The 20,655-nt window shown below is 59.8% G+C and carries 20 protein-coding genes and 1 pseudogene; 9 read left to right on the top strand and 12 right to left on the bottom strand.

Annotated features, from left to right (window positions below; all coding sequences use genetic code 11):
• Window positions 1-36 precede the first annotated feature (36 nt).
• The 3 genes from EJD88_RS04400 to EJD88_RS04390 are packed head-to-tail and all read left to right on the top strand — an operon-like array spanning window position 37 to window position 2,016.
• Entirely contained in the window at window positions 37-1,158 is a 1,122-nt protein-coding gene (locus EJD88_RS04400; RefSeq protein WP_099584028.1) for a beta-ketoacyl-ACP synthase III, read from the top strand.
• Between the two features lie 16 nt (window positions 1,159-1,174).
• Window positions 1,175-1,789, top strand: coding sequence for an RNA polymerase sigma factor (locus EJD88_RS04395; RefSeq protein WP_112196420.1), 615 nt, complete (start codon window positions 1,175-1,177; stop codon window positions 1,787-1,789).
• Entirely contained in the window at window positions 1,783-2,016 is a 234-nt protein-coding gene (locus tag EJD88_RS04390; protein ID WP_032887702.1) for an anti-sigma factor, read from the top strand. The genes EJD88_RS04395 and EJD88_RS04390 overlap by 7 nt, the downstream gene beginning before the upstream one ends.
• 591 nt (window positions 2,017-2,607) lie before the next feature.
• Here EJD88_RS04390 and EJD88_RS04385 read toward each other — a convergent pair.
• Window positions 2,608-3,483 (bottom strand): annotated as a pseudogene (locus EJD88_RS04385) (putative porin); the annotation flags it as partial.
• Between the two features lie 283 nt (window positions 3,484-3,766).
• Here EJD88_RS04385 and EJD88_RS04380 point away from each other — a divergent pair.
• Window positions 3,767-4,891, top strand: a complete 1,125-nt coding sequence (locus EJD88_RS04380) for a GNAT family N-acetyltransferase (protein ID WP_158876946.1) — start codon at window positions 3,767-3,769, stop codon at window positions 4,889-4,891.
• A gap of 132 nt (window positions 4,892-5,023) precedes the next feature.
• Here the strand turns inward: EJD88_RS04380 and aqpZ are convergent, their stop codons facing one another.
• The 5 genes from aqpZ to EJD88_RS04355 form a co-directional block, all read right to left on the bottom strand.
• Complete coding sequence (gene aqpZ / locus EJD88_RS04375; RefSeq protein ID WP_158876944.1) at window positions 5,024-5,725, bottom strand: aquaporin Z; 702 nt, start codon at window positions 5,723-5,725, stop codon at window positions 5,024-5,026.
• A 139-nt stretch (window positions 5,726-5,864) separates the two neighbouring features.
• The gene (locus EJD88_RS04370) at window positions 5,865-7,697 is read right to left on the bottom strand and encodes an ABC transporter ATP-binding protein (RefSeq protein WP_158876942.1); all 1,833 of its coding nucleotides are present in this window, start codon (window positions 7,695-7,697) and stop codon (window positions 5,865-5,867) included.
• Between the two features lie 82 nt (window positions 7,698-7,779).
• Window positions 7,780-8,343, bottom strand: coding sequence for a peptidylprolyl isomerase (locus EJD88_RS04365; RefSeq protein ID WP_112196417.1), 564 nt, complete (start codon window positions 8,341-8,343; stop codon window positions 7,780-7,782).
• Window positions 8,344-8,346: 3 nt separating this feature from the next.
• Window positions 8,347-9,150, bottom strand: coding sequence for an alpha/beta fold hydrolase (locus tag EJD88_RS04360; protein ID WP_158876940.1), 804 nt, complete (start codon window positions 9,148-9,150; stop codon window positions 8,347-8,349).
• A 14-nt stretch (window positions 9,151-9,164) separates the two neighbouring features.
• Window positions 9,165-10,088 carry a LysR family transcriptional regulator gene (locus tag EJD88_RS04355; protein WP_099584035.1) on the bottom strand — a complete coding sequence of 308 codons (924 nt, stop codon included), beginning with the start codon at window positions 10,086-10,088 and terminating at the stop codon, window positions 9,165-9,167.
• 49 nt (window positions 10,089-10,137) lie between these two features.
• On the opposite strand from EJD88_RS04355, the gene EJD88_RS04350 reads away from it, so the two are divergent.
• The 4 genes from EJD88_RS04350 to EJD88_RS04335 all read left to right on the top strand — a co-directional run bounded on the left by EJD88_RS04350 (window position 10,138) and on the right by EJD88_RS04335 (window position 12,781).
• On the top strand, window positions 10,138-10,452 hold the full coding sequence (locus EJD88_RS04350) for a 3-phosphoglycerate kinase (protein WP_099584036.1): 315 nt from the start codon (window positions 10,138-10,140) through the stop codon (window positions 10,450-10,452).
• A gap of 151 nt (window positions 10,453-10,603) precedes the next feature.
• Window positions 10,604-11,206, top strand: a complete 603-nt coding sequence (locus EJD88_RS04345) for an FMN-dependent NADH-azoreductase (protein WP_099584037.1) — start codon at window positions 10,604-10,606, stop codon at window positions 11,204-11,206.
• A 211-nt stretch (window positions 11,207-11,417) separates the two neighbouring features.
• On the top strand, window positions 11,418-12,293 hold the full coding sequence (locus tag EJD88_RS04340) for a carboxylate/amino acid/amine transporter (RefSeq protein ID WP_099584038.1): 876 nt from the start codon (window positions 11,418-11,420) through the stop codon (window positions 12,291-12,293).
• Between the two features lie 71 nt (window positions 12,294-12,364).
• On the top strand, window positions 12,365-12,781 hold the full coding sequence (locus tag EJD88_RS04335; RefSeq protein ID WP_099584039.1) for an Lrp/AsnC family transcriptional regulator: 417 nt from the start codon (window positions 12,365-12,367) through the stop codon (window positions 12,779-12,781).
• Here the strand turns inward: EJD88_RS04335 and EJD88_RS04330 are convergent.
• The 6 genes from EJD88_RS04330 to EJD88_RS04305 form a co-directional block, all read right to left on the bottom strand.
• Window positions 12,778-13,455 carry a phenylalanine--tRNA ligase beta subunit-related protein gene (locus EJD88_RS04330; RefSeq protein ID WP_158876938.1) on the bottom strand — a complete coding sequence of 226 codons (678 nt, stop codon included), beginning with the start codon at window positions 13,453-13,455 and terminating at the stop codon, window positions 12,778-12,780. The two genes, EJD88_RS04335 and EJD88_RS04330, sit on opposite strands and share 4 nt — an antisense overlap.
• A 4-nt stretch (window positions 13,456-13,459) precedes the next feature.
• The gene (locus tag EJD88_RS04325; protein WP_158876936.1) at window positions 13,460-14,677 is read right to left on the bottom strand and encodes an ATP-grasp domain-containing protein; all 1,218 of its coding nucleotides are present in this window, start codon (window positions 14,675-14,677) and stop codon (window positions 13,460-13,462) included.
• A gap of 12 nt (window positions 14,678-14,689) precedes the next feature.
• Window positions 14,690-15,871, bottom strand: a complete 1,182-nt coding sequence (locus EJD88_RS04320) for a hypothetical protein (RefSeq protein WP_158876934.1) — start codon at window positions 15,869-15,871, stop codon at window positions 14,690-14,692.
• Window positions 15,872-15,876: 5 nt separating this feature from the next.
• The gene (locus EJD88_RS04315; RefSeq protein ID WP_099584043.1) at window positions 15,877-16,194 is read right to left on the bottom strand and encodes a Rieske 2Fe-2S domain-containing protein; all 318 of its coding nucleotides are present in this window, start codon (window positions 16,192-16,194) and stop codon (window positions 15,877-15,879) included.
• A gap of 12 nt (window positions 16,195-16,206) precedes the next feature.
• On the bottom strand, window positions 16,207-17,430 hold the full coding sequence (locus EJD88_RS04310) for an iron-containing redox enzyme family protein (RefSeq protein WP_256595375.1): 1,224 nt from the start codon (window positions 17,428-17,430) through the stop codon (window positions 16,207-16,209).
• 387 nt (window positions 17,431-17,817) lie between these two features.
• Window positions 17,818-19,104: a mechanosensitive ion channel family protein gene (locus tag EJD88_RS04305; RefSeq protein WP_099584044.1), complete on the bottom strand. Its 1,287-nt coding sequence runs from the start codon at window positions 19,102-19,104 to the stop codon at window positions 17,818-17,820.
• 193 nt (window positions 19,105-19,297) lie between these two features.
• On the opposite strand from EJD88_RS04305, the gene EJD88_RS04300 reads away from it, so the two are divergent.
• Window positions 19,298-20,644 (top strand): DEAD/DEAH box helicase, encoded by a 1,347-nt coding sequence (locus tag EJD88_RS04300; protein ID WP_099584045.1) that lies wholly within the window; start codon window positions 19,298-19,300, stop codon window positions 20,642-20,644.
• Window positions 20,645-20,655: the final 11 nt, after the last annotated feature.

Below are 20,655 nucleotides of genomic sequence, written 5' to 3'. Positions count from 1 at the left end.
CAATATCTTCTGCCTGACAGATTTAGAGGAACGACCGTGCATAACGTCGTCATCAGCGGCACTGGCCTTTACACCCCTGCCAACAGCATCTCCAACGAAGAGCTGGTGCAGTCTTTCAATACCTACGTGCAGCAGTTCAACGCTGACAACGCCGCTGCCATCGAGCGCGGCGAGGTGCAGGCGCTGACTGAGTCCAGCGCGGCCTTTATCGAAAAGGCGTCCGGCATCAAGAGCCGCTTCGTGATGGACAAAGACGGCATTCTCGACCCGCAGCGCATGGCCCCACGCCTGCCTGAGCGCAGCAACGACGAATGGTCGGTGCTCTGCCAGATGGCCGTCGGCGCCGCTGAACAAGCCTTGAAGCGCGCCGGGAGGACCGCCGCCGACATCGACGGCGTGATCGTCGCCTGCTCCAACCTGCAGCGCGCCTACCCGGCCATCGCCATCGAAGTCCAGGAAGCCCTCGGTATCGCAGGCTTTGGTTTCGACATGAACGTGGCGTGCTCTTCAGCCACCTTCGGCATCCAGAACGCCGCCAACAGCATCCAACTGGGCCAGGCGCGGGCGATCCTGATGGTCAACCCGGAGGTCTGCACCGGCCACCTGAACTTCCGCGACCGCGACAGCCACTTCATCTTCGGTGATGCCGCGACGGCTGTGGTCCTGGAGCGTGCCGACCTGGCAACGTCCGAGCACCAGTTCGACGTGGTCAGCACCAAGCTGTTGACCAAGTTCTCCAACACCATCCGCAATAACTTCGGCTTCCTCAACCGTGCGGCAGAAGAGGGCATTGGCGCCCCCGACAAATTGTTCGTGCAGGAAGGCCGCAAAGTCTTTCGCGACGTGTGCCCGATGGTGGCCGAACTGATCGGCGTGCACCTGGAAGAAAACCAGTTGAACGTGGCCGATGTGAAACGCTTCTGGCTGCACCAGGCCAACCTGAGCATGAACCACCTGATCGTGAAGAAACTGCTCGGCCGCGAAGCCACGGTGGAAGAAGCCCCGGTGATCCTCGATACTTACGCCAATACCAGCTCCGCAGGCTCGGTGATCGCGTTTCACACGTACCAGGATGATCTGCCCAAGGGCTCCGTCGCGGTACTCAGTTCGTTTGGCGCGGGCTATTCGATCGGCAGCGTGATCCTGCGCAAGCGCTAAGACAATCGAGGTCTAAATGGCAGCAGCGGACGACACGCACCTGCTTGAACGGCTGCTCAAGGGCGAGCAACAGGCCTATAAGGAGTTGGTCACCACCTACCAGAGCGCCATGCGCGCGGTGGCCTATGCAATCGTCGGCCAGCGCCATGCCGATGAGGTGGTGCAGGACGCCTGGCTGTCGGTGGTCCGCAACGTCGCCAGGTTTGAAGGGCGCTCCAGCCTCAAGACCTGGCTACTGACCATCACCGCCAACGCCGCCAAGGGGCGCTACAAGCAAAATCGTCGCGAGGTGTTGCTCGACGATTTGCCTTCGCCCCACGGCACCATCGGCGATGAGCGCTTTACCCCCGACGACGGCCACTGGGCGGTCGCCCCGTTTGCCTGGCATCAGGACACCCCGGAAGCCTTGCTGACCGAGGATGAGCTGCGCGAATGCCTGGAGCATACGTTGCTGAGTTTGTCGCAGTTGCAAAGCAGCGTGCTGGTGTTGCGTGAACGCCAGGGCCTGGAGTTGGAAGAGATTTGTAATCTCCTGACACTCTCTCTGTCCAATGTTCGTGTGCTGTTGCATCGAGCACGGCTTAAAGTCTTCGCCACGGTGGAGCATTTTGAGGAAACGGGCGAATGTTGACCTGTAAAGAACAAGTGGCACGTTCCAGTGACTATCTCGATGGGCAATTGACCTTTCGCGAGCGCCTGCTGGTGCGTCATCACTTGATGTTCTGCCCGAACTGCCGCCGGTTTATCCGTCAGATGCGCCTGATGCAGGCGACGCTGAAGATCATGCCGGATGAGCCGGTGAAGGATGTGGATGCCTTGGCGCAGCGGCTGGCTGCCGAGCGGCTCAAGGATCAATAAAGGCGGGGTGGAAGCAGGCTCGCGTGGCTGGATCGAACGGATGATGGGGACCGATCTCGCCACGCAAGGCTGTTGCAGCCACCTCGGGCCGTCCTGGCCCAAGGCGTATTACACGTACTATCAGAACTTGGCTTCTGCATCCAACTGCAGGGTATTGGCGTTGGCATCGCGGTAACCCGCGACGCTGGCGTAATCCGCCTTGGTCAGGAAGTACGTCGCGCCGATGGCGAAGTTCTTGTCGATGTCGTAACCGACCTTGAACTTGTGACCCCGTGCACCGGTGAAGCCGCCGGCGAAGTCCGAGTCGGTGAGGGCACCGACCACTGCGTAGCGCTGTACGTCGCGGTAGTTGTAGTCCAGGTTCAGGCCAAATACCTTGGACTTGGCACCCAGCAGCCAGGCGGTGTCCTGGTCTTTATCCGTGGCTTTGGTGTTTTGCACGTACTGGCCGTAGAACGATAGCGGTACGGCCAGGCCGCCGATATCCACTTGGCTGAAGCCTTCGTACAGACGGTACTCGCTGGCATTGCCTGCGGTGGTGTTGGCGACCGTTTCGGCTGGGGTCAGGCAAGCGGTCGAACCAGCGGTCGGGCAGCGGCTGTCTTCGTCATTCTGGAACGCATACACACTGCCGCCCAGGGTCAGCTTCAGGTTGTCGGTCAGGGCGAAACGCGAGCCCAACTGGCCTGCGGTCATGCGCAGGTCATTGCGAAATTGCACGCCGTCGCCATTGACGTTGTCTTTGAGGTTGTAGTTACCCAGGCTGCCGAACAGCTCGGCGCTGCTCCCCAATGGGTATTTGTAGGTCAAGGCCAGGCCTTCCGGGTTGATATCGCTATCCCAGATCACGTCGCCCATGCTCACCCACGGTTGCAGCATCTTGCCGCCGATCACGTGCAGGTTTTTGATCTGGTCCGGGTGGTAGTCGATGTAGCCCAGGTCCAGCCAGATCGACTTCTTGTTGAAGTAGCCATCCAGGTCCTGGTTGGTGGAGCGGGCGTCGTCGCTGCTGCCGGTCGCAATACGGATGCCGGTGTCCACTTGTGGGTTGATTTCGGTGTAGGCGCCCAGACGCGCACGGATGCGCTCACGGTCCTTGTCCTTGCCGCCATTGTTAGGGGTGCCATCAATCTTGACGGTCTCGTGGCGGAAACGCACATCACCCTTGAACTGAGTCTTGGCGGCCCACGCCAGCTTCTGGTCGAAGCTGCTCAGCTCGTTGGTTTTCTTCGCGGTGGCCGCGATCTGTTCGTTGGTCTCTTGTTGAGCTTGCCGGGCGATCTGCTGTTCTTTCTGGTCTTTGGCCAACTCGCTTTGCAATTCGGTGTACTGCGAAGCGGTGATCTGGCCGTTGGCCTTGAGCATGTCGAGCAATTTAGCGTCGACTGCAGCGCTGGCCGGAACGCTCAGGGCCAGTAACAGGCCGCCGCACAGGGCCGCCGCAGTTTTAGTGGAAGCAAGACGCATATCAATCTCCGAAAGTGAGGAGGGATGGCAAACCATCCAGGACACAACCGACCGATGACGGACGGAAAAATAGCCACCTGGTAGAACCAGGCGCTCTAAAAACAGGCGTCAGTATCGCGATGGTTTATGACGCAACAGTGGCTAAGTGATGTCATCTAGATGACAAATGCGTGGGGATCGGAACTATTGCTTTAGAGCCTTGTCTGGCGATTTGAGGGTGTGCTGGGGGCGGCGATAAGCGATACTCGCGAGGCTTTTACGCCCTGATGCAGTGAGGATGCCGATGCCGTTGCAACGCCTGCAAAGCTTGTCCGAAATAGCCCCGCAGACCTGGGACGCCTTGGTGCCGCAGGCCCAACCGTTCGTGGGCCATGCGTTCCTGAGCGCGCTGGAGGACAGTGGCAGCGTCGGCCCGCACTCGGGCTGGCAGCCTGAGCATTTGCTGCACTGGGAAGGTGATCGGCTGGTGGCGGCACTGCCCGGTTATCGCAAGTGGCATTCCTACGGCGAGTACGTGTTCGATCACGGTTGGGCCGATGCCTGCGAGCGGGCGGGTATCGAGTATTACCCCAAGTTGCTGACGGCCGTACCGTTCAGCCCGGTCAGCGGCCCGCGCCTGTTGGCGGCCAATGCCGAAGACGGTTTTGAATTGCTCAACAGCCTGCCGGGCTACCTGGAAATCGAAGGGCTCTCCAGTGCGCATATCAACTTCACCGACACCTTGGCCGACGAGGCCTTGGCCCGGCAACCGGGCTGGATGCAACGGCTGGGCTGCCAGTTTCATTGGCAGAACCGTGGCTACCGCGACTTCCAGGACTTCCTCGACGCCCTGAGTTCACGCAAGCGCAAGCAGATGCGCAAAGAGCGTGAGCAAGTGGCGGGGCAGGGCATCGATTTCGAATGGCTGCAAGGCCATGAACTGAGCGAAGCACAGTGGGATTTCGTCTACGCCTGCTACGCCAATACCTACGCAGTACGCCGCCAATCACCCTACTTGACCCGCGCGTTTTTCAGCCTGCTGGCCGAACGCATGCCCGAGGCGATCCGCGTCGTGCTGGCCAAGCAAGGCACGCGGCCGGTGGCCATGGCGTTTAGCCTGATCGGTGGCGACAGCTTCTACGGTCGCTACTGGGGTTGCCTGGCGGAATTCGACCGCCTGCATTTCGAAACCTGTTTTTACCAGGGCATGGACTACGCCATCGCCCAAGGCCTGCAACGTTTCGACGCCGGCGCGCAGGGCGAGCATAAATTGATTCGCGGGTTTGAGCCGGTGATCACTCGTTCCTGGCACTACTTGCGCCATCCGGGGCTGAAGAATGCCGTGGAGGATTTCCTGGAACGTGAGCGAGTTGGGATCCTGGCGTACGCCGAAGAGGCAAGGGCAGCGCTGCCGTATCGACAAGCCTGAACAGCGCCTGATGGGCAACCGCAAGTTTCGGGTCGTAGCAGCTGTCGAGCGCAAGCGAGGCTGCGTGGCGGTGTGTCAGGCAAACCGTAAACGCAGCCTCGCTTGCGCTCGGCAGCTACGACTCGGGACGTTTCAGGCCGGGTCCTCCTGGCCCACCCATCGATAGACAAAACCGCCCACCACCGCACCGAGGATCGGCGCGAGCCAGAACATCCACAGTTGCTGGATCGCCCACCCGCCCACGATCAGCGCCGGGCCGGTACTGCGGGCCGGGTTGACCGAGGTGTTGGTCACGGGAATGGAGATCAGGTGGATCAGGGTGAGCGCCAGTCCGATGGCGATGGGGGCGAGGCCCTTCGGGGCGCGGTGATCGGTGGCGCCGAGGATGATCAGCACGAACATGGCCGTCATCACCAGTTCGCAGACCAACCCCGCCACCATCGAATAACCCCCTGGCGAATGCTCGCCATAGCCGTTGGAGGCCAACCCGCCGGCCAGTTCAAAGCCCGGCTTGCCGCTGGCGATGAAGTACAACAAGGCGGCCGCGACGACGCCACCGATGACCTGAGCCACGATGTACGCCGGCAACTCCTTGGCGGGAAACCTCCCACCGACCACCAACCCCACCGACACCGCCGGGTTGAGGTGGCAACCGCTGATATGCCCGATGGCAAACGCCATGGTCAGCACCGTGAGCCCGAACGCCAGGGACACGCCCAACAACCCGATCCCGACAGCAGGAAACGCGGCGGCCAACACCGCACTCCCGCAACCGCCCAACACCAGCCAAAACGTACCCAGCCCCTCTGTGACTGAACGCTTGAACAAAGACATGCCGCACGTCCTTGATAGATCGCTCTACCGAATCCGTAAATCAGTGATGCTCCCTGCAGATTTACTTCAGCGCCCGTCTGGGCACTGCACTGAGTACAGCAGGGTTTTTACACAAATCCAGGCGACCAATGTGGGGCCCTCAGTCGATGCCGACGAACCCCCCTGTCTGGTGCTGCCACAACCGCGCATACAGGCCCTTATGGGCCAGCAACTCGGCATGGCTGCCGCTTTCGGCAATCTGGCCTTTCTCCAGCACCACCAGGCGATCCATCCGCGCAATCGTCGATAACCGGTGGGCGATCGCGATCACCGTCTTGCCCTTCATCAGGGTTTCCAGGCTTTCCTGGATTGCGGCTTCCACTTCCGAATCCAGGGCCGAAGTCGCCTCGTCCATGATCAGGATCGGCGCATCCTTGAGCAGCACGCGGGCGATGGCGATACGCTGACGCTGACCACCGGAGAGTTTCACTCCGCGTTCGCCCACGTGGGCGTCCAGCCCGGTACGGCCTTCGGCGTCCGACAGCAGCGGGATGAACTCATCGGCGCGGGCCTTGTGGATGGCGGCCCAGAGTTCTTCGTCGGTGGCGTCGGGCTTGCCGTAGAGCAGGTTGTCACGGATCGAGCGGTGCAACAGCGAGGTGTCCTGGGTGATCATGCCGATCTGTGCGCGCAGGGATTCCTGAGCCACTTCGGCGATGTCCTGGCCGTCGATCAGGATCCGCCCGCCCTGCAGGTCGTACAGGCGCAGCAGCAGGTTGACGAGGGTCGACTTGCCCGCACCGGACGGGCCGATCAGGCCGATCTTTTCACCGGCCTTGATCTCAAGGTTCAGGCCGCCAATGATCCCGCTCTGTTTGCCGTAGTGAAAATCCACCTGTTCAAAGCGTACTTCGCCACGGGGCACTGTCAGGCGTGGGGCGTTGGCGCGGTCGATCACCGCCAATGGTTGCGCGATGGTCTTGAGACCGTCCTGCACCATGCCGATGTTTTCGAAAATCCCGTTGACCACCCACATGATCCAGCCGGACATGTTGACGATGCGGATCACCAGACCGGTGGCCAGGGCAATCGCGCCCACGGAAATCAGCGAATGGGTCCACAACCACAAGGCCAGGCCCGTGGTAGTGACAATCAGCAGGCCGTTCATGGTGGTGATCACGATGTCCATGCTGGTCACCACGCGGCTGGCCAGTTGGGTTTTTTCGGTCTGCTCGATGATCGCTTCCTTGGCGTACTCCTGTTCGGACTGGGTATGGGCGAACAGCTTCAAGGTGGTGATGTTGGTATAGCCGTCGACGATGCGGCCCATGAGTTTGGAGCGCGCCTCGGAGGAAATCACCGAGCGCTCCTTCACCCGTGGCACGAAGTAGCGCAGCGCCAGGCTGTAGGCGATGATCCAGGTCACCAGCGGGATCATCAGGCGCCAGTCGGCTTCGGCGAACAGCACCAGCGAGCTGATGGCGTAGATCGCCACGTGCCAGATGGCATCCACCGCCGCCACGGCGGAGTCGCGCAGGGAGTTGCCGGTCTGCATGATGCGCTGGGCGATGCGCCCGGCGAAGTCGTTCTGGAAGAAATTCAGGCTCTGTTTGAGCACGTAGCTGTGGTTCTGCCAGCGGATCAGGCTGGTCATGCCGGGGCTGATGGTCTGGTGCACCAGCAGGTCGTGCAGGGCGCCGAAGATCGGGCGCAGCAATAGGGCGACCACGGCCATCCAGATCAGCTCGGTGCTGTGCACCTGGAAGAAGTCGGCGGGTGGCGTGCCCTGGGCCAGGTCGATGATGCGGCTCAGGTAGCTGAACAGCGCGACTTCGATCAACGCGCCGATCAGGCCCACCAACAACAGCGCGGCAAAATGCGGCCACACCTGGCGCAGGTAGTAGAGGTAGAAGGGCAGGACTTTATCGGGAGGGGCTTCGCTGGGCGCGTCGCGGAAAATATCGATCAGTTGTTCAAAACGACGATAGAGCATTAGGGTTGACGCCCGCCGGGCGGGCTCTCCTTTCAAATGCGCCCGCGGCCTTGTGGGCCGCGTGCGGAGTTTCCTGCAGACCTCAGTCGATGCGCTTGGCCGACTTGATCAGGACAGGATCGATTGGCACGTTCTGCATGCCCTGCTTGGTGGTGGTCTGGGAGTTGACGATGATGTCGACCACGTCCATGCCCTTGACCACTTTGGCGAACACGGCGTAGCCGGCATCGCGACCTGGATCGAGGAAGGCATTGTCAGCCACGTTGATAAAGAACTGGCTGGTGGCCGAGTCCGGGTTCGAGGTGCGGGCCATCGACAGCGTGCCGCGTACGTTATGCAGGCCGTTGCTGGCTTCGTTCTTGATCGGTGCTTCGGTCGGCTTTTGCGACATCTGCTGGGTGAACCCGCCGCCCTGGACCATAAAGCCCGGGATCACCCGGTGGAAAATCGTGTTGGTGTAGAAACCCTTGTCGACATAGGCCAGGAAGTTCTTGGTACTGATCGGCGCCTTGACCGGGTCCAGTTCGATCTCGATGTCGCCGTTGGTGGTAGTGATCAGGACGTGAGGCGCCTTGGCGGGTTCAGCCGCCATCAGGTTGGCAGCGAACAGAACGGAACCGGCAAAGAAGGCGATTTTTTTCAGCATGGGTCAGTGATCCTGGGTAGTGGTTTCGACTGTCTTTAGAAAATCGAGCAGGGTGGCGTTAAAGACTTCGGGTTGATCCAAAGGCGTGGCATGGCGGGAATCCTCGATCACCACCAGTCGCGCATCGGGTAGCAGTTTTACATAGTTTTCCTTGTGCGCCACGGGGGTGTAGTCGTGGTCGGCGCTGATGACCAGGGTTGGACAGGCAATCCGCGAAAGTCGTTCCTGCACGCCCCAGCCCACAATCGCATCGAAGCTGGCGAGATAAGCACGTTTGTCGTTTTTTGCCCAGCGTTCGGCCATCTTGCGGCGCAGGTCGGCCTGCTCGGGCTTGGGGAACAGTCGGTCGCCCAGGCCCTTGCCGATGGTGGCCAGGCTGAGCACGCGGGCGAGGGTCCAACGCTGGGCCCACCACCAGTATTCATGGGGGCGGCGCACCTTGACTTCGGGTGCGCTGTTGACGATACAGAGGCTCCTGACCCGGTCGGGCTCGTCCACCGCCAGTTGGAAGGCGATCATGCCGCCCATGGACAGGCCCACCACATGGGCGGGCGGCAGGCTCAGGTGTTCGAACAGTGCCACCAGGTCATGGGTGAAACCCTGGATGCTGTAGCGCTCGCGGGGTTTGTCGGAGCGACCATGCCCGCGTACGTCCACCACGATCAGGCGGTAGTGCCTGGCCAGTACCGGAATCTGCAATTCCCAGTCCTGGCTGCTGGAGCCCAGGCCATGGATCAGTACCAGCGGTGTGCCGTGGCCGTATTCCTCGTAGTGCAGGCTGCAGCCTTCGTGGTCGAACCAGGCCATGGATGAACTCCGTTTCAGGCTTGTTGGGGGGCGGCGAAAGGCGCATCCAGGGGCGCCGTGTCAAACGTGCGCAGTAACTCCACGAGGATCTGCGTTGCCGGCCCCAGGGGTTTGTCCTTGTTCGAGTACAGGTAAAACGTGGGGTGGCGGCTGCCGCCCTGTTCCAAGGGTAGCTGCTTGAGCACGCCTTCGGCGAGTTCGCGCACGATCATGTGCCGCGGCAACCACGCAAAGCCCAGGCCGCTGCCGACGAAGGCTGCGGCGGTGGCCAGGCTGCCGACAGTCCAGCGCTGTTCGGCGCCGAGCCAGCCCACATCGCGAGGCTGCTGGCGACCGGAGTCGCGGATCACCACTTGCATCTGGCTTTCCAGGTCCTGGAAGCTCAATTCACGGTTCATGCGGTGCAAGGGGTGTTCGGGGTGGGCCACGGCGACGAATTCCACGTCGCTCATTTCCGTGCCGAGGTAACCGGGGATGCTGAAGCCGCAAATCGCCAGGTCGGCCACGCCTTCCATCAGCAGTTCCTCGACGCCGGACAACACCTCTTCGCGCAGGCGCACGCGGCAGCCACGGCTCTGCGGCATAAAGGCGGTGAGGGCGCGGACCAGGCGCGCGTTGGGGTAGGCAGCGTCCACCACCAGCCGCACTTCGGCTTCCCAGCCCTGTTCCATATGGTGGGCGAGGTCTTCCAGCTGGCTGGCGTTTTTCACCAGTTGCCGCGAGCGGCGCAACAGCACCTCACCGGCATCGGTGAGCACGGCCTTGCGCCCGTCGATGCGCAGCAACGGCACGCCCAGCTGGTCTTGCATGCGGGCCACGGTGTAGCTCACCGAGGATTGCGAACGGTGCAGGGCTTCGGCCGCCTGGGCGAAGCCGCCATGGTCGACCACGGCTTGCAGCGTGCGCCATTGATCGAGGGTAACGCGGGGCGCTTTCAAGATGGGTTCCTCTTGTCCTAAGCTGGCAGTCCTTATTGGAGACTGCCGAATGAGAAAATTCTGTTGTGTGTTGCTGGCGCTGCTGCCGATGAGCGCGTTTGCCTACCCCACCGACGTCACCAAAAAGATTGACGGTGTCAGCATTGATTACACGGCGACTGACGTCGACAAGGACATCAGTTCGATTCAGCTCAATAACTACGGCACCACTGATGCGGTGTGTTCAGTAATCTTCACCAACGGCCCGGAGTCGCCACGTCGGCGCACGGTCACCGTGCCTGCGGGCAAAAGCACCAACACTACGGTCAAGTTCAACCGCGCCATTATCAAGATGCGTATCGCATTGACCTGCGCGCCTAAATAAAGCGGCAGCGGAGCATGTCCACAGGAATACTCCGCTTATCAACAGATTTCTAGATGGGTTATAGCAGTTTTTTGCGCTTTTTAATCGAATGAGCCCTGGTTAATCTTTTCTCCATCGACTTACAGCAATTACAGATGGAGCCTACGAAGCCATGTCCAACGTTCTGATCATCGAAAGCAGTGCCCGCCAGCAGGACTCTATCTCCCGCCTATTGACCCAGCAGTTCATCAGTCAATGGCAAGCCGCCCACCCGGCGGACCGGATCACCGTGCGTGACGTGGCCCTCAACCCGGTTCCGCACCTGGACGCCAACCTCCTGGGCGGCTGGATGAAGCCTGCTGATCAGCGCAACGACAGCGAGCAGGTATCCCTCGATCGCTCCAACGAATTGACCGACGAATTGCTGGCCGCCGACGTGCTGGTGATGGCTGCGCCGATGTACAACTTCGCCATCCCCAGCACCCTCAAGGCCTGGCTGGATCACGTGTTGCGCGCTGGTGTGACCTTCAAGTACACCCCCACCGGGCCTCAGGGTCTGTTGACCGGCAAGCGTGCTATCGTCCTGACCGCACGCGGCGGCATCCACAGCGGCGCCAGCTCCGATCACCAGGAACCGTACCTGCGCCAGGTGATGGCCTTTATCGGGATTCATGACGTCACTTTCATTCACGCGGAAGGAGTGAACCTGAGCGGTGACTTCCATGAAAAGGGCGTCAACCACGCCAAGGCCCAGTTGGTACAGCTCGTGGCATGAGCCGCTTGATCCTTTAATCGTCAGATAATCGCGCGGTGTTTATATCGCTCCACGCAAACCCTTCAAGTACGCGTACGAACCTCCCTTTGCACTTGTTGCTCCTAAGTGCTCCTGCCCGACTGACGCTTTAGCGAGGTCGGGTTTTTTTTGCCCTGAGTTTCTTCAAACCCCGAAAACCTTTAATGTCGCGCCCATTCGAAGCGAGGCGTACATGGGCTATCTACTGGTTGTCACCCTGATTCAGGCATTTTCCTTCAGTTTGATCGGCGAATACCTCGCCGGTCATGTCGACAGTTACTTCGCGGTGCTGGTGCGCGTCGTGCTGGCCGGTCTGGTATTTATCCCGCTGACCCGCTGGCGCTCGGTAGAACCGGCCTTCATGCGGGGCATGCTGGTGATCGGCGCATTGCAGTTTGGCGTGACCTACGTGTGCCTGTACCTGAGTTTTCGCGTGCTGACGGTGCCGGAGGTATTGCTGTTCACCATCCTCACGCCGTTGCATGTGACCTTGATCGAAGACGCGCTCAACCGGCGCTTCAACCCTTGGGCACTGGTTGCCGCCCTGGTGGCAGTGGCGGGCGCTGCGGTGATCCGTTTCGACCAGATCACCCCGCACTTCCTGATGGGCTTTTTGCTGCTGCAACTGGCCAACTTCACCTATGCCGCCGGGCAGGTGATGTACAAGCATCTGGTGGCGCGTTATCCGAGTGACCTGCCGCACTACCGGCGCTTCGGTTACTTCTACCTCGGCGCGCTGCTGGTGGTGTTGCCGGCGTTCCTGCTGTTCGCCAAGGCCGACTTCCTGCCACAGGCGCCACTGCAATGGGGTGTGCTGGTGTTCCTCGGGCTGGTCAGCACGGCGCTGGGCATGTACTGGTGGAACAAGGGCGCGTGCCTGGTGCATGGCGGCACGCTGGCGGTGATGAACAACCTGCACGTGCCGGTAGGGTTGTTGCTGAACCTGTTGATCTGGAACCAGCACGAGCCGCTGGGTCGTCTGGCGTTGGGCGGGTTGGTGATTCTGGGGGCGGTGTGGATCAGTCGATTGGGCATAAAACCCGTGCCTGGCGTAAAGTCTGCGACGTGATGGCCCCAAGGCATGCGTGAGCGGCTGCTATGAAAGTCTGTTATAGAAAAGAACGGTGTGGGGGCGGCAGAGTGGACAAGATTGATGAACTGATCATTGCAGCCTTGAAGGATGACTCTCGGGTCAGCCTGGCGCAATTGGCGCGGCAAGTTCACAAGTCGCGAACGGCGGTGGAGTCGCGTGTCCAGAAGTTGATTGAGAAGGGCATCATCCTGGGCTTCACCATCAACGTCGCCGAGGACGACGAGACGCTGCAATCGGCGTTTTTGATGCTGACCCTCAATGGCAGCAATTGCCATCTGGTGTTTCCGAAGATCCAGCAGTTCAGCCAAGTGGTGCACGCCTACTCCCTGTTTGGCGACGTCGACATGATGCTCGATGTCCGCTACAGGAACTTTGAAGAATTGATGGTCTTCAAGGAAAGCCTGTTGAACATCGAGCATGTGAAGGAAGTCGTGGTCAACCCCGTGCTGAAGGCCTGGCGCTAGGCATGATCGCGAACGGTTTCAAGAAAGTGATGGCTCAGGTTCGGCATTTTCTGACGAAGCGTGTCCACCAGTTCTTCGATGACGCCCTGGTTGAATTGAAGCGATGTGTCGTCATGCCCCAGGATCACCACCAATAACCTCGACGAGTCCTTCGTCAGCCGGAAATCATGAGCATCGGCGTCCACCTTGCCGATGCTCGCCAACGGCACATCCCCACAGGTATAGACGATATCGCCCACCGGAATCGTGATGGCCTTCTTGGCGAACAGCGGGCGTAGCACCCTCGGTTTTTCCGAGCGCATCACGTAGATGTCGTCCTTCTGATGATAAGTGTGCACACCAATGCTGACCCCATGGCGGATCGAAACGGCGTTATAGGCGTCGACGATGTTGTTGATGGGGTACACGCCCTTGGCGATGAAACGCCGCAGCAGTTTTTCGTTGGCGCTGACGGTGTTTTCGTAGCCGAGCTTTTTGAGCTGCCTGGCAAACCCTTCATACACGATGTTCGAGTCCAGCTCATTGAGGCGCGATGCCACGTGGTTCAGGTTACTTTGCAACACGCCGACGAAACACTGGTCGTCCGAAACGGTGATGTCTTCTATAACGGCGGCGCACGCATTATTGATACCCAGCTCACAGGCCGATTTCTTGATGATCAAGCGACTGTGCATAACCTTAACCCCACAGTTTTTTTCGAAGGTTCGCGGTACTGACGTCCAGTTGCTGCGCGGAAGGATGCTGCAGCCAGAACAATCCCGGGCAGGTAGCGAAGTCGACGGTGATCGGCGTGGTATCGCTGGTGCTGATGAAGTAACGATGGCCGCAATAGGCCTCGTCCTCTTGCGCGCTTTGGATTACCTGCGGCGAGGGAGGGGCGAAAGTGCGGCGTTCGTCGGAGCAGAAGAACCCGATGCGGCCATGGCTGATCTGGCTGACAGCATCGGCCTGGGGCTTTGGTTGGTCCAGATAGCTGTCAATCGCCAGTGACAGCAGGTCGGGGTGATACACCTGTTGAAACAGCAGGGGGGCAATACCGCCGTGCAGCCGGCCGCCGGCCTCAATCATCACCGGGCCAGCGTCAGACCAGATGATTTCCATGTGAATCGGCCCGACCTGGACGCCCAGGGCTGCCGCCGCCTGGCGGGCGTAGTCGGTCAGTGGTCGCAGCTCCGCTGCCTGGGGGTTAAGGGTGTCCAGACTTTCGTAGACAAACTTGCTGCCGTTTTTATGGATCTTGGTGTACTTGCACACCGTAGCAATGATGTATTCGCCGTCGAAAGCGACCATATCCACCACATACTCCGGGCCAGAAATGAATGGCTGTACGATAAACCCGAGGTTGATTTCCCCCAGGTCGTTTTTCTGCTTCCAGGCCGCATTGTTCAATGCGGTCTCAACTCCGCCTCTGCCCTGGGCAAACACCACGCCTTCGGTGGCGGCTGAATTCAGCGGTTTGACGACGTAGGGGGCTGTTTCCTCCAGCGTGTCGACCACCTTGCGAATATGGCTCTGTGAACTCAGCAGTTGTGACTCTATGTTCGCCAGCCCGTGGTGTTTGAGCGCTTGTTGCATGGAGAATTTGTTACGGCGCAAATCACTGGTGACGTGGCTGTTACCCTTGATGCGCAGCACTTTCGTGAGGTAATCGGTGAGGTAGATCGCGGTTTCGCAGCCTGCGATCACGGCGTGCAGTGACAGGCTTTCCAGGTCGACCAGCAGGCTCTCTTCCCAGTGGTAAAGGTCCTCGAAGTCTTCTCTGATCAGGTCATCGGTGAAGTGTTTGGGCAAGGTGTCGGTCGATATCACGGCATAGCACTTCACCCCCTGGGCCTTGAGCAGGCGCGCATAGAGTTTGCCCGTGGAGAATGGGTCAACAATCAGTACGGTTTTCACGTTGTGCAATCCTTATTCCGTGGTGGCGGCAGGCGAGGCGGCGGGGGTCAGGTTCCATGCCAGTACGGCAGTGGCCAGCAGGCCGGCGGAAACGATCATCAACAGGCGTGCGCCTTCGAGTCCGAGGAACCCCGAGGTGGTAAAGAACGTCAGGATCATTGGCGCCGAGCCACTGACCAGCAGGTAGTAGAGCGAGCTTTTTGCGGCGATCACGTCGGCTACCCGGGCGTTGGGCGCCGATTCGATCAGGGTTTTACGCAGCTGGATCCGCAGGCTGTTGATGCAGAAGCCCAGCAGGAACGCAGCGGCCATCATCACGTAGAGGTGCTGGAAGTAGACGATTGCCACGTCCGCCAATATCACCAGCGCGATGGCCCCGTAGCTGTTGAGCTTGATGCGCGGCAACACGGCGGCACTGAAAGCCCCCAGGCCCGCCAGGCCACTGGCGACGCCAAACAGGGTCGCGTTCCAATCATTGAGCTTTTGGAAAACGATCGGCACCAGGCTGTTGAACGCGCCGATATGGAAACCGATCATGCTCAGCACAATGATCAGAATGTAGAGGTTGCGCGGCAAGTCCAGCGGCGCGGCGCTGGTGGCGGCTGCGGTCTGGTCGGCGGCTCCGGCGCTGGGGCTGTCGGCCACCAGATAGACGCCGGCCAATGACACAATTGCCGCCAGGCTGATGATCTGCAGCGTCTGGTTGACCGAGAACACATCCACGATCAAGCCGCCGAGAAGCGCGCCGCCGAAGGCGCCGATCTGGATGGAGGTTTGCATCAACCGTGCGCAGGTGTCGCTGTCGGTGAGGCCGGCCAGCACCAGCTTGGTGTTTTTCGATTCCAGGGTGCTGATGGTGAAGTAGTCGGTGACGCCCACCACAAACGCGATCGCCAGAAAGCCGATCGGCAGCATGGCGGCTTGGGTAAACGACAGCCCCAGTACGGCGGCAAAAGCAGCCAGGCGAATGTACAGCAGCCGTTTCAGGCTCAGCTCAATCGTGAAGAACTTGCCGATGTACTGTTCGCATAAATAGGGCACTACGGTCGCCACGCACAAGGTGGCGCCTACCAGGAACGTCGAGCCGGTGGTCTCCAGGCCGAACCAGACCATCGCGATCACAATCGCCATGTCGAGGCCGGTGAAGAGGGTCACGATTGAATAGAACGCGGTCAATGTCGATTTAGTCTTCATGGGCTTCATCCGTCGTAACGGGAGAGTTTAAGCAGCGGCACGCACCGTTCGGTGTCGCCGACCACGGTGCTGATCTGGTTTCTGACGCGCACGGTGGGCAGCGCCTTCTTTTCCAGGTTGCAGACCTTGTAGGCGTTGTCGTGCCAGGGGCAGATCACGCTTTGGCCGTCGCCCGTCATTTCGCCCATGTGCAGCGGCCCGCCACGATGGGGGCACGCCGTGGGCAGCAATTGCGTCGAATACGCATGACGCTTCAGAAAGTAGGTTCTGTCCTCCACGGCCACGTAATGGGCGTGGGTGATATTCAGGCTGATGGCTTTCATTGGGTGGCCCATTCAGATGGCGGTGACGGTGTACGTGCAGGACGGGCTGACGATGCGCGTGCCATGGAGCATTCCCTTGGGAATCACCACGCCTTCGCCGGCAGTCAGGCGCAGGGTCAGTTCGGGGCTGGCGACAAACTCCAACTCGCCGGATTCGACCCAGAACAGCTCGTCATTGGGGTGGGTGTGCAGCACCGAGAGTTCGTGTTCCGCTTCGGTGATTGTCAGGTCCACCGGCTTGAGACCCTGCAGGGCCGTGGCCTTGGCGCGGTGTTCATCTATCTCGTCATGCCATTTGATATGGGCATACATTTCTTCGTCGGCGAGGTCCTGAAGGAGCTTGAACTCTTCAAAGCCACGGATGAGGTCGGGGATGATCTTGGTGCCGAACTGCTTGATCATGGGAATGATCAGGCGCTGGAGGGCCATTCTGCCGTGGTGCACATCGATGTGAGCATGCTCATCGAAATAGGCCGTGGAGACCTGGCCGTCGAAGAGGGTCTTGATCGCGCGTGACTGGTGCTTGGTCGTCAGCGCCAGCGTGGCTTCGGTGTAGTACATGGCGCCGATGTACCGAAACAGCTCGCCATGGTTGGCCGATACATAGTGGAAATAGTTGGTGAGTGACAGCGACGCCGGCGTGTAGAACTGCCAGTAGTGGTGCACGTGATGCGACATGTCCATGTCCTGGAGCATGTCTTCAAAGATGGTGCTGTGCTTCTTCTTGTCAACGCCGTAGCCGTATTCGTCGATCAGGATCTTGAACAACTCGCTGGTGTACAGGCCGCAGTTGCCCAACACGTTGCGCGCCATGGCCGAGGCTTCGCTGAGGAAGTCTCCCGCGCATTGGGTCATGAAAAACCGGGCGGCACGCTGGGGGTGGCGACTGGTGGTGAGTACTTCATGCAGTTTTGACTCGGCCTGGGCCACGTCATCCAGGACTTTATCGGTGTGGGCGATAAACGAGTCCAGGCACCAAGGGCCATTGATGTGCACTTCTTCCTTGAGCCAGTTGTATAAGTAGTGTTCCAGTAAGGGGCGGATTTTTTTGCCACTGGCGGCGTGCTGGGGATCATAGAATTGTTTGAATGCCTTGAAGTCGAGTTCCAAGGGCGGCTTGGGTAAGAAGACTAAGTCTTGCTCGTAGATATTCAATAACAAGCGTTGCGCCAACAGATGTTGACTGTTTGAAAGTTGGTCGCTGGTCAGGCTGGTGGTGATGATTGCATCGGTCACGTCCTGCGGCCTGGAAGGGCGCTGGTAGGGACTTTGGGTATAAAAGTCGCGAGGTTGAGCAAAGGCAGCAGCGCCACAATAGTGGGTCAACGCTTCGGCATTCGAAGTTAATACAAAGTCTGCCGCATTATCAGAAAGCTGAGTTGTCCATAACATGAGGATGGCCTTTATCTGGCGTTGTTTGATGGCCAGATGCTAAGGCGTTGGTTTTTTTTAAAACAGATTAGAAATAGTGCGCGCAAGTAGTGAAATTCACTAAAGGCGTAGGAAGAAATTTCCTTTATTGGTCCTGTCAGTTGATTATTCGGCGGCAGCGGCTACACATAGTTGCCGGCTTTACCGGGATACTGGTCCGGCGAGGCGCTCATTTGCGCCTCGCCGGTTTCACTACTGCAGGGCTGGTGAGACCTGGGAGGTGGGCGTCAATGCCAGTATCCCGTTACGCAGATCGGTGCCACTAGGCTGCTGATACAGGCTCAGTCCAAATTCCGGCAACACTGCCAACAGGTAATCGAAGATGTCGCCCTGGATCCGCTCGTAATCCGCCCACGCCGTGGTGCGGGTAAAGCAGTAGATCTCCAGCGGCACGCCTTGGGCGGTGGTTTGCATCTGGCGCACCATGCACGTCATGTTCGGCTGGATGTCCGGATGGCTTTTCAGGTAGGCCAGGGCATAGGCACGGAAGGTGCCGAGGTTGGTCATGCGGCGGCGGTTGGCCAGCAGTTGCGCGCTATGGCCCTGGGCTTCGTTCCAGGCCTTGAGTTCGGCCTGCTTGCGCCCGATGTAGTCGGTGAGCAGGTGCACCTGAGTCATGCGCACCTCTTCGTCATCGCGCAGGAAGCGCACGCCGCTGGCGTCGATGAACAGGCTGCGCTTGATCCGACGCCCACCGGAAGCCTGCATGCCGCGCCAGTTCTTGAACGACTCGGACATCAGGCGCCAGGTAGGAATCGAGACGATGGTCTTGTCGAAGTTTTGCACCTTGACCGTGTGCAGGGTGATATCCACCACGTCGCCGTCGGCGCCGACCTGGGGCATTTCGATCCAGTCACCAACCCGCAACATGTCGTTGCTGGTGAGTTGCACACTGGCGACGAACGACAGCAGCGTGTCCTTGTACACCAACAGGATGACCGCCGACATCGCACCCAGGCCCGACAGCAGCAACAGCGGCGAACGGTCGATCAAGGTAGCGACGATGATGATCGCGCCGAACACGAACAGCACCATCTTCGCCAACTGTACGTAACCCTTGATCGAGCGGGTGCGCGCATGTTCGGTGCGGGCATAGATGTCCAGCAGGGCGTTGAGCAGGGCGCTCATGGCCAGGACCAGGAACAGGATGGAGATGGCCAGTGCCACGTTGCCGATAAACAGGATCGCGGTTTTGCTCAGGGCCGGCACCAGGTACAGGCCGAACTGGATCACCAGGGATGGCGTCATCTGCGCCAGGCGATGGAAGACTTTGTTGTGCCGCAGGTCATTGAGCCAGTGCAGCGCCGGTTGGCGGCCGAGCAATTTGACGGCGTGCAGGATGAGGTATCGCGCTATCCGTCCCAGCAGCAGGGCGACCACCAGCAACACCAGGAAACCGAGGCTGGCATGCAGCAACGGGTGTTCGTCGAGGGCGCCCCAGAGGTCTTGGACGTTGAGCCAGAGCTGTTTGATATCCATGGGTGAAACCGATTCCTCTGTAAGACAACACGGGGCGATTAGAGCATCTAAGTGCGACAAAGTTGGCGTCACGGACAAAAGCCCTAACAAAAAAGCAGCTGATTAGCGCCGTTCGCGTAAAGAAACTCGGTTTGGGCGCCCGAAACCGTTACCCTATGCAGCTGATATTTTGTAATTCTTCGAGGTAGCACCCGTGTTTTCCCAATTCGCCCTGCACGAACGCCTGCTCAAAGCCGTGGCCGAGCTTAAATTTGTCGAGCCTACGCCTGTGCAAGCAGCGGCCATCCCGCTCGCGCTCGAAGGGCGTGACCTGCGGGTGACGGCTCAAACCGGTAGCGGCAAGACCGCCGCTTTCGTCCTGCCGGTTCTGAATCGTCTGATCGGCCCGGCCAAAGTCCGTGTGAGTATCAAGACCCTGATCCTGCTGCCAACCCGCGAGCTGGCGCAGCAGACCTTGAAGGAAGTGGAGCGTTTCTCGCAGTTCACCTTCATCAAGTCCGGCATCATCACGGGTGGTGAAGACTTCAAGGTCCAGGCCGCCATGCTGCGCAAGGTGCCGGACATCCTGATCGGCACCCCGGGCCGCATGATCGAGCAACTCAACGCCGGCAACCTCGACCTCAAGGAAGTCGAAGTGCTGGTGCTCGACGAAGCCGACCGCATGCTCGACATGGGCTTTGCCGACGATGTGCAGCGTCTGGTCGCCGAATGCGTCAACCGTCAGCAGACCATGCTGTTCTCCGCCACCACCGGGGGTTCGACCCTTCGTGAGATGGTCGCCAAGGTGCTGAACAACCCGGAGCACCTGCAGGTCAACAACGTCAGCGACCTGAACGCGACTACGCGCCAGCAGATCGTCATGGCTGACCACAATGTGCACAAAGAGCAGATCCTGAACTGGCTGCTGGCCAACGAGACCTACCAGAAGGCCATCGTGTTCACCAACACCCGTGCTGCGGCTGACCGCATCTACGGTCGCTTGGTGGCCCAGGACTACAAAGCGTTTGTCCTGCACGGTGAGAAAGACCAGAAGGACCGCAAGCTGGCCATCGACCGCCTCAAGGCCGGCGGCGTGAAAATCCTGGTTGCTACCGATGTAGCTGCCCGCGGCCTGGACGTCGATGGCCTGGACATGGTGATCAACTTCGACATGCCACGCAGCGGCGACGAGTACGTGCACCGTATCGGCCGTACCGGGCGTGCCGGCAACGATGGCCTGGCCATCTCGCTGATCTGCCATGGCGACTGGAACCTGATGTCGAGCATCGAACGCTACCTCAAGCAGTCTTTCGAGCGCCGCACCATCAAGGAAGTCAAAGGCACCTACACCGGGCCGAAGAAGGTCAAGGCGTCCGGCAAGGCCGTTGGCGTGAAGAAGAAAAAGACCGACGCCAAGGGCGACAAGAAGAAAACCGGCGCCAAGTCGCCGACCAAGCGCAAGATCGCCAACCGTCCGAAGACCGACAACCTGTCGCTCGTCAGCAAAGACGGCATGGCCCCGCTCAAGCGCCGCAAACCAGAAGCACCGGCCGCCGAATAAGCCGGGGCTGA

It is taken from the genome of Pseudomonas sp. PB105, assembly GCF_009764655.1.
GTDB classification, from domain to species: Bacteria; Pseudomonadota; Gammaproteobacteria; order Pseudomonadales; family Pseudomonadaceae; genus Aquipseudomonas; species Aquipseudomonas cyclaminis.
Note: the sequence above shows the minus strand (reverse complement) of the source record. Positions and strands in the feature narration are given on the sequence as shown.